Source organism: Salipiger sp. PrR002 (assembly GCF_010500775.1).
Taxonomy (GTDB): Bacteria; Pseudomonadota; Alphaproteobacteria; order Rhodobacterales; family Rhodobacteraceae; genus Salipiger.
In genome coordinates, this window is the sequence record NZ_JAAGOU010000014.1 from 15,489 (window position 1) to 27,200 (window position 11,712).

General features: G+C 66.4%; 13 protein-coding genes. 4 read left to right on the top strand and 9 right to left on the bottom strand.

The features are described 5' to 3' along the window. Positions 1-116: 116 nt before the first annotated feature. Positions 117-1,235, bottom strand: a complete 1,119-nt coding sequence (gene ald / locus G0A00_RS15080) for an alanine dehydrogenase (RefSeq protein ID WP_164182722.1) — start codon at positions 1,233-1,235, stop codon at positions 117-119. Positions 1,236-1,386: 151 nt separating this feature from the next. Between ald and G0A00_RS15085 the strand changes: the two genes are divergently transcribed. From G0A00_RS15085 to G0A00_RS15095, 3 genes are all read left to right on the top strand, one after another. Next, positions 1,387-1,845: an Lrp/AsnC family transcriptional regulator gene (locus tag G0A00_RS15085; RefSeq protein WP_066101720.1), complete on the top strand. Its 459-nt coding sequence runs from the start codon at positions 1,387-1,389 to the stop codon at positions 1,843-1,845. A gap of 168 nt (positions 1,846-2,013) precedes the next feature. After that, positions 2,014-3,594, top strand: coding sequence for a GMC family oxidoreductase (locus G0A00_RS15090; protein ID WP_164182721.1), 1,581 nt, complete (start codon positions 2,014-2,016; stop codon positions 3,592-3,594). A gap of 80 nt (positions 3,595-3,674) precedes the next feature. Beyond that, positions 3,675-4,004, top strand: coding sequence for a hypothetical protein (locus tag G0A00_RS15095; RefSeq protein WP_164182720.1), 330 nt, complete (start codon positions 3,675-3,677; stop codon positions 4,002-4,004). A 179-nt stretch (positions 4,005-4,183) separates the two neighbouring features. Here the strand turns inward: G0A00_RS15095 and ccoS are convergent, their stop codons facing one another. The 5 genes from ccoS to G0A00_RS15120 all read right to left on the bottom strand — a co-directional run bounded on the left by ccoS (position 4,184) and on the right by G0A00_RS15120 (position 9,417). Further along, on the bottom strand, positions 4,184-4,345 hold the full coding sequence (gene ccoS, locus G0A00_RS15100; RefSeq protein WP_164182718.1) for a cbb3-type cytochrome oxidase assembly protein CcoS: 162 nt from the start codon (positions 4,343-4,345) through the stop codon (positions 4,184-4,186). Next, positions 4,342-6,537 carry a heavy metal translocating P-type ATPase gene (locus G0A00_RS15105; protein ID WP_164182716.1) on the bottom strand — a complete coding sequence of 732 codons (2,196 nt, stop codon included), beginning with the start codon at positions 6,535-6,537 and terminating at the stop codon, positions 4,342-4,344. The genes ccoS and G0A00_RS15105 overlap by 4 nt, the downstream gene beginning before the upstream one ends. A gap of 4 nt (positions 6,538-6,541) precedes the next feature. Next, positions 6,542-7,015: a FixH family protein gene (locus tag G0A00_RS15110; protein ID WP_164182714.1), complete on the bottom strand. Its 474-nt coding sequence runs from the start codon at positions 7,013-7,015 to the stop codon at positions 6,542-6,544. After that, positions 7,015-8,448, bottom strand: coding sequence for a cytochrome c oxidase accessory protein CcoG (gene ccoG / locus G0A00_RS15115; protein WP_066101700.1), 1,434 nt, complete (start codon positions 8,446-8,448; stop codon positions 7,015-7,017). Before ccoG ends, G0A00_RS15110 begins: the two co-directional genes overlap by 1 nt. A gap of 90 nt (positions 8,449-8,538) precedes the next feature. Beyond that, a complete protein-coding gene (locus G0A00_RS15120; RefSeq protein WP_164182712.1) occupies positions 8,539-9,417 on the bottom strand; it encodes a LysR family transcriptional regulator in 879 nt (292 codons plus the stop codon). A 17-nt stretch (positions 9,418-9,434) separates the two neighbouring features. On the opposite strand from G0A00_RS15120, the gene G0A00_RS15125 reads away from it, so the two are divergent. Next, positions 9,435-9,737, top strand: a complete 303-nt coding sequence (locus G0A00_RS15125) for a hypothetical protein (RefSeq protein ID WP_164182710.1) — start codon at positions 9,435-9,437, stop codon at positions 9,735-9,737. Positions 9,738-9,866: 129 nt separating this feature from the next. On the opposite strand, the gene ccoP is transcribed toward G0A00_RS15125, so the two are convergent. The 3 genes from ccoP to ccoO are packed head-to-tail and all read right to left on the bottom strand — an operon-like array spanning position 9,867 to position 11,707. Then, the gene (ccoP, locus tag G0A00_RS15130) at positions 9,867-10,757 is read right to left on the bottom strand and encodes a cytochrome-c oxidase, cbb3-type subunit III (RefSeq protein WP_066101695.1); all 891 of its coding nucleotides are present in this window, start codon (positions 10,755-10,757) and stop codon (positions 9,867-9,869) included. A gap of 13 nt (positions 10,758-10,770) precedes the next feature. Then, complete coding sequence (locus tag G0A00_RS15135; protein ID WP_066101693.1) at positions 10,771-10,968, bottom strand: CcoQ/FixQ family Cbb3-type cytochrome c oxidase assembly chaperone; 198 nt, start codon at positions 10,966-10,968, stop codon at positions 10,771-10,773. Between the two features lie 10 nt (positions 10,969-10,978). Beyond that, positions 10,979-11,707, bottom strand: coding sequence for a cytochrome-c oxidase, cbb3-type subunit II (gene ccoO / locus G0A00_RS15140; protein ID WP_164182708.1), 729 nt, complete (start codon positions 11,705-11,707; stop codon positions 10,979-10,981). Positions 11,708-11,712 lie beyond the last annotated feature (5 nt).

Below are 11,712 nucleotides of genomic sequence, written 5' to 3' on the forward strand. Positions count from 1 at the left end.
GGGGGCGCTGCCCCCTGCTGCCTGTCTTCCTAGGCCTTTTTCCATGGGCGTATTATCAAAGAGAAGAAGGGCGGGCGCCGTGATGTGGCCCGCCCTTGCTTTGTCCTATGGCGTGATCAGGCGGCGATGGCCTTTTCGGTGCTTTGCAGCGGCAGGTTCAGCGCGCGGGCGACGGCGGCATTGGTGATCTGACCGTCATGCACGTTGAGCCCGTTGCCGAGATGCGGGTCCTCGGCGCAGGCCACGCGCCAGCCCTTGCCCGCCAGCGCCAGCATGAAGGGCAGCGTGGCATTGCCGAGCGCCAGCGTCGAGCTGCGCGGCACCGCGCCGGGCATATTGGCGACGCAGTAATGCTGGATGCCGTCGACGGTATAGACCGGGTCCTGATGGGTGGTCGCCTTGGAGGTCTCGAAGCAGCCGCCCTGGTCGATGGCCACATCCACCAGCACCGCGCCGGGTTTCATAGTCGACAGCTGCGCGCGGCTCACCAGTTTCGGCGCTTCGGCGCCGGGGATCAGCACCGCGCCGATCACCATGTCGGCCTCGGTCAGCAGTTCGGCCACGGCGCCTTCGGTCGAGTAGCGGTTCTTGAAGGTGCCGCCGAAGGTCTCGTCGAGCTGGCGCAGGCGCGGCAGCGAGCGGTCGAGCACGGTCACATCCGCGCCCATGCCCGCGGCGATGCGCGCCGCATGGGTGCCGACGACGCCGCCGCCCAGAACCAGCACATTGGCCGGGCCGACGCCGGGCACGCCGCCCATCAGCACGCCGCGGCCACCGTTGGCCTTCTGCAGCGACCATGCGCCCATCTGCGGCGCGAGACGTCCCGCCACCTCGGACATGGGCGCCAGCAGCGGCAGCCCGCCGCGCGCGTCGGTCACCGTCTCATAGGCGATGCAGGTGGCGCCGGAGGCCAGCAGATCCTGCGTCTGCTCGGGATCGGGGGCGAGGTGCAGATAGGTGAAGAGCAGCTGGCCGCGCCCCAGTTGCTTGCGCTCGACCGCTTGCGGCTCTTTCACCTTCACGATCATCTCGGCCTCGGCCCAGATTTCCTCGGCGGTGGCGGCGATGCGGGCACCGGCGGCGGTGTAATCCTCGTCGGTGAAGCCTGCGCCGAGCCCGGCGCCCTGCTGCACGATCACCTCATGGCCATGCGCCGCCGCCTCACGCGCGGCATTGGGTGTCAGGCCGACGCGGAATTCCTGCGGTTTGATCTCTGTCGGGCAACCGATTTTCATGCTAGCTCCTCCTTCCGGCCCCTTCGGGCGCGTTATCCTGCCCTGAGGATGCGCCTCTGGCCGTGCAATTTCCTTGCTGATTTGCCGCGACCAAATCGCTATTGGGGGGAGAATCTTCGACCCAAGCCCGATTTTTTCGAAAGACCTGAGCATGACCCTCGACGACACCGACCGCCGTATCCTGCGCGCGCTGCAAAAGCAGGGGCGCATGTCCAACGCGGAACTGTCGGAGAAGGTGAACCTTTCGGCCTCGGCCTGCCATCGGCGGGTGCAGCGGCTGGAGGCCGAGGGCTATGTGAAGGATTACGTAGCGCTGCTCAACGCCCGCAAGATGGGGCTGGCGAGCACGGTGTTTGTCGAGATCCGGCTCAGCGCGCAGGCCGACGAGGTGCTGGAGGCCTTCGAGAAGGCGGTGGCGCGGGTGCCTGCGGTGCTGGAATGTCACCTGATGGCGGGCACGGCGGATTACATCCTGAAGGTGGTGGCCGAGGACACCGAGGATTTCGCCCGCATCCATCGCCAGTATCTGACGCGGCTGCCGGGGGTGGCGCAGATGCAGTCGAGCTTTGCCCTGCGCACCGTGTTCAAGACCACCGCGCTGCCGGTGTGATCCCGCGCGGGTCTTTCCCGCGCCGCGAGGGCCTGTGCCGCGCCGCGCGGCCCATTAGCCTGCGATCCTATAGCCTGCGCCCCTATGTCGCTTGCCCGGCTCCGCACCGCCTGACATAAATTCAGGCGGGCAGGGAGGCCCGAAGGCGGGACCGTCGCGGAGGGGAAAATGGCGTTCGATCATGTGATTGTCGGGGCAGGTAGCGCCGGATGCGTGCTGGCCAAACGGCTGGCCGAGGGTGGGCGCCGCGTGCTGCTGCTCGAGGCGGGCGGGCGCGATACCTACCACTGGATCCATATCCCGATGGGGTATCTCTACTGCATCGGCAACCCGCGCACCGACTGGTGCTACCGCACCGCCGAGGAGAAGGGGCTCAACGGGCGCTCGCTGCTCTACCCGCGCGGCAAGGTGCTGGGCGGCTGCTCATCGATCAACGGCATGCTCTATCTGCGCGGGCAGGCGGCGGATTACGATGGCTGGCGTCAGATGGGCCTGCAGGGCTGGGGCTGGGACGACGTTCTGCCCTATTTCCGCAAGTCCGAGGATTACGTCGAGGGCGAAAGTGCGGCGCATGGCGCGGGCGGCGAGTGGCGCGTGGAAAACCAGCGCCTGCACTGGGACATCCTTGACGATTGGATCAAAGCCGCCGAGGCCGAGGGCATCCCAAGGGTCGATGATTTCAACACCGGTGACAACGAGGGCGTCAGCTATTTCCGGGTGAACCAGCGCAACGGCTGGCGGATGAACACCGCCAAGGCGTTTCTGCGCACCACCCGGAGCGACCGGCTGAAGGTCGAGACGAACGCCCATGTGACGCGGCTGCTGATCGAGGAGCGGCGCGTGGTGGGCGTCGAATACGAGCGGGGCGGGCAGATCCATCAGGTGCGTCCCGAAGGCGAGGTGATCCTCTCGGCGGGCGCGGTGAACTCGCCGCATCTGCTGCAGGTCTCGGGGGTGGGTCCGGCGGAGCATCTGCGGCAGCATGGCATCGACGTGGCGCTGGACGCGCCCGAGGTGGGCGGCAACCTGCAGGACCATCTGCAACTGCGCTGTGCGTGGCGGCTCACCGGGGCCAAGACGCTCAACACGCTGGCCAGCACGCTCTTCGGCAAGGGCAAGATCGGGCTCGATTACGTGCTGCGGCGGCGCGGTCCGATGTCCATGGCGCCCTCGCAGCTTGGCGCCTTTTCGCGCTCGCGGGAGGGGCTGGCATCGGCGGATCTCGAATACCATGTGCAGCCGCTCTCGCTCGAGGCCTTCGGCCAGCCGCTGCATAATTTCCCCGCAATGACCGCGAGCGTGTGCAACCTGCGCCCCGAAAGCCGCGGCACGGTGCGGCTGGCATCAAACGATGCGCGCGAGGCGCCGGTGATCGCGCCCAACTACCTGTCGACCGAAGGCGACCGGCGGGTTGCGGCAGATGCCATCCGGCAGGTGCGCCGGATCATGGCGCAGCAGGCCATGGCGCGCTACCGGCCCGAGGAGTTGAAGCCGGGGGCGCAGTTCCAGACCGAGGAGGAGTTGCAGCGCGCGGCGGGCGAGGTGGGCACCACCATCTTCCACCCGGTGGGTACTGTGCGCATGGGCACCGAAGAGAGCGCGCCGCTCGACGCGGATTTGCGCTTCCGGGGGCTTTCGAACCTGCGGGTGGTGGATGCCAGCGTGATGCCGCGGATCGTCTCGGGCAACACCAACTCGCCGACCATCATGATCGCCGAGAAGGCGGCGGACATGATGCTGCACGGCTGAGGCGGAACCGTGCTAAGCTCCAAGGTGTTTGAGTCTCAAGTCCTTTGCCCCCGCATGTCACATGCTTATGGAGACAGCCGATGAAACTTCTTTCCGCCCTGACCGCCCCCGCGCTTTTGCTCAGCCTCGCTGCACCGGCCTTCGCCGGGGACTATGAGGTTTATGAGGACGTGCTGCCGGAAAACCGCGATCCCGAGGGCGCGCTCTATTTCAGCCAGATGGATCTGGACCGCAACGGTGTGCTCACCCGCTCGGAGATCGTCGCGGCCTTCGGCGATGGCGCGTTTGATGCGATCATGGCCTTTGACGCCAATGCCGACTGGCAGCTCACCCGCAACGAGATGCGCGCTTATGGCGATCTTGGCACCGGCGGCCCGGCTGGCCTGCTGCATGAAAGCGTGCGCGGCTGACAGGCTGCGGGTGAGGGGGCTCTGCCCCCTCGGCGCTGCGCGCCTCACCCCCGGGCGTATTTGAAAAGAGAAGAAGGGCGCGGGTGCTGCTCTTCTTCTCTTTCCAAATACGCCCGCCGGAGGCAGGCCCGTCAGGGCCTACTTTCGTCGGGTCTCTCTTCCATTCGCGACGCGCGCGGTCAGTCCTGTTTCGGGCGATCGTCATATTTGCCCGAGAGGATGCGCTGCGCGTCGCCTTCGGGGTCGTCGTACTGACGGGTCTTCACGGTGAAGACGAAGAAGGCGAGGCCGAGGCCGCCGAGGATCAGCGAGATCGGGATCAGATAGGCGAGGATATTCATCGAGATGCTTTCAGTCTCAGCGCGTTCAGCGACACGGTGATCGAAGAGGCCGACATCGCCAGCGCCGCGATCAGCGGCGAACAGAGCCCGGCGATGGCCAGCGGCACGGCAATCACATTGTACCATGTGGCGATGGCGAAGTTCTGGCGGATGCGGCGCGTCGCCTTGCCTGCCACTTCCAGCGCGCCGGGGATCGGCGCGAGCGAGGCGCCCAGCAGCACGATGTCCGAGGCGACCCGCGCCGCATCGAGCGCCGAGGCAGGTGAGATCGAGACATGCGCGCCGGCAAGCGCCGCCGTGTCGTTGAGCCCGTCGCCGACCATCAGCACATGCGCGCCCTGCTCGGAGAGCGCCTTGATCCGCGCGGCCTTGTCCTGCGGCAATGCCTCGGCAACCCACTGAGGGATGCCGAGCCGGCGGGCCAGCGCTTCGACCGCCGCAGTGCCATCGCCGGAGATCAGGATCACCTCCTTGCCCGCCTCCTTCAGCGTGTGCACCGCCTCTTCGGCGCCGGCGCGCAGGCTGTCCTCGAAGGTGAACGCCTGCGCCGGGGCATCGCCGACGCGCAGCCAGCTGGCGGTCATGGCGCTCTGGCCGCCGCCGGTCCAGGCGGCGCGGCCGAGGCGGATCTCGCGGCCCTGCCACATGCCTTGCGTGCCGTAGCCGGGAACCTCGGTGATGCCGGTGACCTCGGCGGCGGGAATGCCAGCGGCGCGCAGGGCGTGGGTCAGCGCGGCGGAGAGCGGGTGGTTCGAGCCTTCGGCGAGGGCGAGGGCGAGCGAGAGGTCGTGGCGGGTGAAGGCATCAAGGTTGGTCAGCGTCGGCGTGCCGCTGGTCAGCGTGCCGGTCTTGTCGAAAACCACCGTGTCCACATCCGCCAGACGCTCCAGCGCGGTGCTGTCCTTGATCAACAGGCCGCGTTTGAACAGCCGTCCCGAGGCGGCGGTGGTGACCGCGGGCACCGCGAGGCCGAGCGCGCAGGGGCAGGTGATGATTAGCACCGCCGCGGCGATGTTGAGCGCCACGCGCAGATCGCCGGACCACGCGAGCCAGCCGAGGAAGGCCAGGGCCGAGAGGATATGCACCCCCGGCGCGTAGAGCTTGGCGGCCTTGTCGGCGAGCGGGGTGTAATTCTCGCGGCCCGATTCCGCCACGGCCACGAGATCGGCCATGCGGTGCAGCGAGGTGTCGCGCCCGACGGCGCTGGCGCGGATCACCAGCGGACCGGTGAGGTTGATCTCGCCAGCGCTGACCTGCCTGCCCGGCTCGGCGTAGACCGGGCGCGTCTCGCCGGTGAGCAGCGCGCGGTCCAGCTCGGAGGTGCCTTCGGTGATCTCGCCATCCACCGGCATCCGGCCGCCGGGCCGCACGCGGATCAGATCGCCGACGCGCAGCTCGCTGGCGGCGACCTGGTCTTCGCCGGTCTCGGTCACGCGCCAGGCGCGCGGCACTTCGAGCGCCGAAAGCTCCTCGGCGGCGGAGCGGGCGATGGCGCGGGTGCGGTGGTCGAGATAGCGCCCGGTGAGCAGGAAGAAGGTCAGCGCGATGGCGGCGTCGAAATAGGCGTGCTCGCCCGACAGCATGGTCTCCCAGAGCGAGGTGGCGATGGCCAGCAGGATCGCCAGCGAGATCGGCACGTCCATATTGAGATGCCCGGCGCGCAGCGCGGTCCAGGCGTTGCGGAAGAAGGGCTGCGCCGAGAAGGCGATGGTCGGCAGCACGATGGCCGCCGAGACCCAGTGGAAGAGATCGCGCGTCGGCCCTTCGGCGCCGGACCAGACGGCGATCGACAGCAGCATGACGTTCATCGCGGCAAAGCCCGCCACGGCGAGGCGCATCAGCAAATCGCGCCCGGCCTTGTCGGTGGCGGTGGCGGCCAATGTGCCAGCGTCAAGCTCATGCGCCTCGTATCCTGCCGCCTCGACCACGGGGATCAGATCTGCGGCGGTGATCTCGGGCGCGGCCTCGATGCGCACGCGTTTCTGGCTGAGGTTGACCCGCGCGCTGTGTACGCCCGGCGCGGCTTCGAGCGCGCTTTCCACCGCCGTCATGCAGGCGGCGCAATGGATGGTGGGCAGCGAGAGCGCCAGCTTGGCCTCGGTTGCGCCCGCGCGTTCGGCCAGCGCCTCGGCGGCGGGGGCGGCGACACAGGCGGGGCAGGCTGAAGCCTGCGGGCGCAGGGCGGCGGTCATTGGCTCAGTCCTTGACGAAAAATTCCAGTCGCTGCTCGAAGAGCGTGCCATCGTCGGCATGGGCGTTGACCCAGACGTTCCAATGCCCGGGGGCAAGGGCATCGGCGGCGACGAACTGGCGGCCGTCCCAGAAGAACTCGGGCGTGTGGTCGTCCTTCACATGGGTCGAGCGGCCCAGCTTGACCGACAGATCTGCGGGCTTCACCGGCTGGCCGTCGACGTCGGTGAAGCGCAGCACCACCGCCTCTTCGCGCACTTCGGCCTGCGCGGTCCATCCCAGCGCCTCCTGCTCGGCGCGGCGCACGTCGAAGGTCTGGCTCGCGACATAGGAGTTCTTTACCTCAAGGCCGGGGAAGGTGGCGATGGCGTTCCACGCCAGCGCGATGTTCACCGCGATGATCACTCCGAACGCGCCGCCGAAGATGGCCAGCACGTGCCAGCCGGTGAGCTTGCGTCCACTATCCTGAGCTTCGGTCATCAGTTGTCCCGTCCGTTGAAGATGGTTTCTTTGCCAGCGCGGTCGCCGGTGGTGAGGTCCTCGACCCAGATATGGAACGGGGTGCGCTCGGCCTGAGCCTCGGAGGTGTCTGCGGGGGCGGTCACATAGACCCGTTGAAGGTGCGTCTCGTTGGCGGGCACGTCAACGGTGTCGTCGTCCTCGCCCTCGAGCGTGATCTGCAGGTTGGCATCATCCGAAAGCGTGAGCTGGAAAGGCCGGTCCTCGCCATGCTTGTTGAGCAGGCGCACATCGTAGGTGTTGCGGATCGACCCGTCGGAGAGCACCACGAAGGTGGGGTTGCGCACCGGCGCGACGGTGAGCTCGATCTCGGGGCGCATCACCAGCGCCACCAGCAGGCCGAGGCCCACCAGCGACCACAGCGCGGTATAGAGGATCACGCGCGGGCGGAAGATGTGCTTCCACACGGCGCGCGGCGGGTGCCCCTCGCGCTCGCGGGTTTCGTCCGACAGGGCGAGGTAGTCGATCAGACCGCGCGGCTTGCCGATCTTTGCCATCACGTCGTCGCAGGCGTCGATGCAAAGCGCGCAGGTGATGCAGGCCAGTTGCTGACCGTCGCGGATGTCGATCCCCATGGGGCAGACGTTGACGCAGGCGTTGCAGTCGATGCAGTCGCCGAGGTTCTCGGCCCCCTCGGCCTTGCGGTGCTTGCCGCGCGGCTCGCCGCGCCAGTCCCGATAGCCGACGGTGAGCGTGTCCTCATCCATCATCGCCGCCTGAATGCGCGGCCAGGGGCAGGCGTAGATGCAGATCTGCTCGCGCGCGAAGCCGCCGAAGGCGAAGGTTGTTGCGGTGAGCAGCAGCATGGTGGTGTAGGCCACCGGGTGGGCGTTGCCGGTCACCAGATCGACCAGAAGCGTCGGCGCGTCGGTGAAATAGAACACCCACGCACCCCCCGTGGCGAGCGCGATGAGGAACCACGCCACCCACTTTGTCACGCGCAGGCGGACCTTGCGGGCGTCCCACTTCTTTTGGCGGTGCAGGCGCAGGCGGGCGTTGCGGTCGCCCTCGATCCAGCGTTCGACGAGGATGAAGAGATCGGTCCAGACAGTCTGCGGGCAGGCGTAGCCGCACCAGACCCGGCCAAGCGCCGAGGTGAAGAGGAACAGGCCGAGGCCCGCCATGATCAGCAGGCCGGCGACGAAATAGAATTCATGCGGCCAGATCTCGATGAAGAAGAAAAAGAACCGGCGGCCGGCCATATCGACCAGCACCGCCTGATCGGGCAGTTCGGGGCCCCGGTCCCAGCGGATCCACGGGGTGACGTAGTAGATCCCCAGAAGCACGATCATCAGCACCCACTTGAGGTTGCGGAAGTGGCCGCGCACGCGGCGGGGGAAGATCGGCTCGCGCGCCGCGTAAAGAGAGGGCGCGCCTGGTTGGGTATCGGACACCGTGCATACTCCGGTTCGAATCTGCCTTTGTCGCCCGTTCTGACGCCGTGGCCGCTTTCGAACTTTGACATGCATCAATATACATATCTTTCACTTAGCTTTCGCGGCTTCTCGTCGCAGCCAAGTGGCGAAGAGGCGCAGCGGAGGCCGCATGACGCCGGGGCGGATCACCAGATAGTAGCCCTTTTTGCGGGTGTCCTCGAACAAAAGCCGCAGACGTCCGGCGGCGATGTCGTCATCGGCAAAGACGCGGGCGGTGATGGCGATGCCATGGCCCTGCCGCGCCGCCTCGAGCATCAGGTTGCCGGGTAGGGAACTGATGCCGCGGCGGGCGTCGCGGTCGATGCCGAACTGCGAGAACCATTCGCTCGCCTCATTGGTTCCAAGCTCCTGCAGCCAGTGAAATTCGGTGAGGTCCGAGGGATCGCTGATCTCGCGCTCGCCCACCAGCCGCGGTGAGCCGACCAGCGCGATGGGGGATTCCACCAGAAGCTCCGCCTCGAGGCCCGGCCATTGACCCGAGCCATAGCGCAGCGCCAGATCGACGCCGCCCGGCTCCAGCGGCGCGACCTTTGCCGATGGGTCGATCATCAGGCTGATCTCGGGATGCGCCTCGCGAAACCGCGCGAGCCGCGGCATCAGCCATGACGAGGCGAAGCTGGGGGTTGTGGTGATCATCAGCGGGCGCTCGGCCTCGGCACCGGTGAGGGCCGAAAGCTCCTGCGCGATCCGGCCAAAACCATCGCTCAGCGCCTGCGCCAGACGCGCGCCTTCTTCGGTGAGCGCCATCGAGCGCCGGGAACGGTCGAGCAGCCCGAGCCCGAGATGGGACTCAAGATTGCGGATCTGCTGGCTGATCGCGGCATGGCTGACGTTGAGCGCGGCGCCGGCACGCTGAACAGAGCCGGTCTCTGCGTAGGCGGCAAAAGCCCGCAGCGCGGGCAGAGGGGGCAGGGAGGTCCAATCCATATGTCAATCAATCTTACATGTCTGAATTGTTCCTGACTGGCCTGAAATTGCCCTTTGGTCAATATGAGAGGGGCAAGAGCACGGTGATCAGGAGAATGAAAATGCTAGGAATCTACTCAAAAACTTTCATGACAGCGGCGCGAATGGAAAATATGCCGCCCTCTTCGGAACTGTCGCGTATGGCGCATGATGTGTTGCCCGAGGCGAAAATTGCACCTCGGCGGGTCAAAAAACAAAGATATGGTCTGCTGCGGATGATCGGTGCAAAATTTCGGCCTGCCAAGAGCGGAATGGGTGTTGTCACACATTGCGAGGGTTAATTCGCTTGGGCGAGGCCTGCCCACCAAAAACCGCACAAAAAGAACGCCGCCCCCCGGAAACGCGCGAACAGGACGGGGTGCGGCGTTCTGCCTCCGGGCCATCGGGCCCGGAGGTTTTCGCGTTAAAGGTTATTGCTCGGAGGCTTCGCCGCCGCCAAGCCCGTGCACGTAGCTGGCCACGGCGCGGATTTCGGCCTCGGACAGACGGGCGTTCCAGTTCGGCATGACGCCGAAGCGGGCGTTGTAGACCGTCTCGTAGATGGTCTCGTAATCGCCGCCATAGAGCCAGATCGCGTCGGTCAGGTTCGGCGCGCCCTGGAAGCGGTCGCCGGTGCCATCCTCTGCGTGACAGGCCGAACAGTTGTCCATGAACAGCGTCTCGCCTTCAGATACCGCCTCGGCGTTCTGCGGCTCTTCGCCCGACAGGGTCATCACGTAGTTCGCCACAGCCGAGACCTGTTCGCGGTCGAGCAGCCCATCGCGCCCAAAGGCGGGCATTTCCGAATAGCGTGCGTCGGGATCATCCTCGTTGCGGATACCGTGGGTCACCGTGAAGTGGATGTCCTCGATCGAGCCGCCCCAGAGCCAGTCGTCGTCCAGCAGGTTGGGATAGCCCACCGCGCCCGCCGCGCCCGAGCCGTGGCACTGCGCGCACCATGTGCGGAATACAGCGGCCCCGGCGTTCTGCGCGTAGCTGTTCAGCTCGGGGCTCTCGGCGATTGCCGTCAGTTCGACCGATGCAAGTTCCTCGTTGATCGGTGCGAGCTTGGCTTCCTGCTCGGCGATCTCTTCGGCAACGGCGCCGCGCGTCGAATAGCCCAGCAGGCCTGCCGTGGCCGAGCGTACGCCCGGCCATGCGGGGTAGGCGATGGTGTAGCCGACGCCCCAGACGATGCAGGCGTAGAAGACCATCAGCCACCATTTCGGCAGGGGCTTGTTGTACTCTTCGATGCCGTCCCAGGAATGGCCGGTCGTTTCGTAGTCGAGATCGTCTCTCTTAGTGTCTTTGTTGTCGCTCATGATCCTCGCCTCCTCAATTCTGGGCGGGTGCTTCGGGCGCGCGCGCGGCGGCCGGAGCGTCGTCATTGCGCAGCGGGATGCTGGCGGCGTTGTCGTGCGAGTGCTTGCTGCCGGGCCGGAAAAGCCAGATCAGCATGCCCACGAAGAAGACGAACATCGCCAGAAGGCCCCAGCTGTCGGCGAAGTGGCGCAGGGCGGAATAGGTGTCCATTGCGTCCCCCTTACCGGCTTGCGTCGGGCGTGAAGGTCGAGAAATCGACCAGCGTGCCGAGCATCTGCAGGTAGGCCACCAGCGCATCCATTTCGGAGATGCCCGGCTCGCCGTCGAAGTTGCGGATGTTCACCGTCTCGCCGTAGCGCTCCATCAGCCCGTCGATATCGCCGAAGGGATCGTGCTGGACGCGGAAGTCGGCGGAGGCACTGGCGATCATCTCTTCGGTGTAGGGCACGCCGACCATGCGGTGCGTTTCCATCAGCTCGCCCATGTGCTCGCCCTCGACCAGACGGTGCGAGAGGAAGCCATATTTGGGCATGACGGACTCGGGCACCACCGACTGCGGGTTGGTCAGGTGATCCACGTGCCACTCATCCGAATAGCGGCCGCCGACGCGGGCGAGGTCGGGCCCCGTCCGCTTCGAGCCCCATTGGAACGGGTGGTCGTATTGCGATTCCGCCGCGAGGCTGTAGTGGCCGTAGCGTTCCACTTCGTCGCGCATCGGGCGGATCATCTGGCTGTGGCAGACATAGCAGCCCTCGCGGATGTAGATGTCGCGCCCGGCCAGCTCCAGCGGGGTGTAAGGGCGCATGCCCTCTACGTCTTCGATGGTGTTTTCCAGGTAGAACAGCGGCACGATCTGCACCAGCCCGCCGATGGTCACCACCAGAAAGGCGAAGATGGCCAGCAGGGTTACGTTCTTCTCAAGGATCCCGTGTTTGTCGAGAATGCTCATCTTCG

Coding starts and splice junctions, on each gene's coding strand:
- ald (WP_164182722.1), bottom strand. CDS start 1,235: ATGAAAATCGGTTGCCCGACAGAGATCAAACCGCAGGAATTCCGCGTC.
- G0A00_RS15085 (WP_066101720.1), top strand. CDS start 1,387: ATGACCCTCGACGACACCGACCGCCGTATCCTGCGCGCGCTGCAAAAG.
- G0A00_RS15090 (WP_164182721.1), top strand. CDS start 2,014: ATGGCGTTCGATCATGTGATTGTCGGGGCAGGTAGCGCCGGATGCGTG.
- G0A00_RS15095 (WP_164182720.1), top strand. CDS start 3,675: ATGAAACTTCTTTCCGCCCTGACCGCCCCCGCGCTTTTGCTCAGCCTC.
- ccoS (WP_164182718.1), bottom strand. CDS start 4,345: ATGAATATCCTCGCCTATCTGATCCCGATCTCGCTGATCCTCGGCGGC.
- G0A00_RS15105 (WP_164182716.1), bottom strand. CDS start 6,537: ATGACCGCCGCCCTGCGCCCGCAGGCTTCAGCCTGCCCCGCCTGTGTC.
- G0A00_RS15110 (WP_164182714.1), bottom strand. CDS start 7,015: ATGACCGAAGCTCAGGATAGTGGACGCAAGCTCACCGGCTGGCACGTG.
- G0A00_RS15120 (WP_164182712.1), bottom strand. CDS start 9,417: ATGGATTGGACCTCCCTGCCCCCTCTGCCCGCGCTGCGGGCTTTTGCC.
- G0A00_RS15125 (WP_164182710.1), top strand. CDS start 9,435: ATGTCTGAATTGTTCCTGACTGGCCTGAAATTGCCCTTTGGTCAATAT.
- ccoP (WP_066101695.1), bottom strand. CDS start 10,757: ATGAGCGACAACAAAGACACTAAGAGAGACGATCTCGACTACGAAACG.
- G0A00_RS15135 (WP_066101693.1), bottom strand. CDS start 10,968: ATGGACACCTATTCCGCCCTGCGCCACTTCGCCGACAGCTGGGGCCTT.
- ccoO (WP_164182708.1), bottom strand. CDS start 11,707: ATGAGCATTCTCGACAAACACGGGATCCTTGAGAAGAACGTAACCCTG.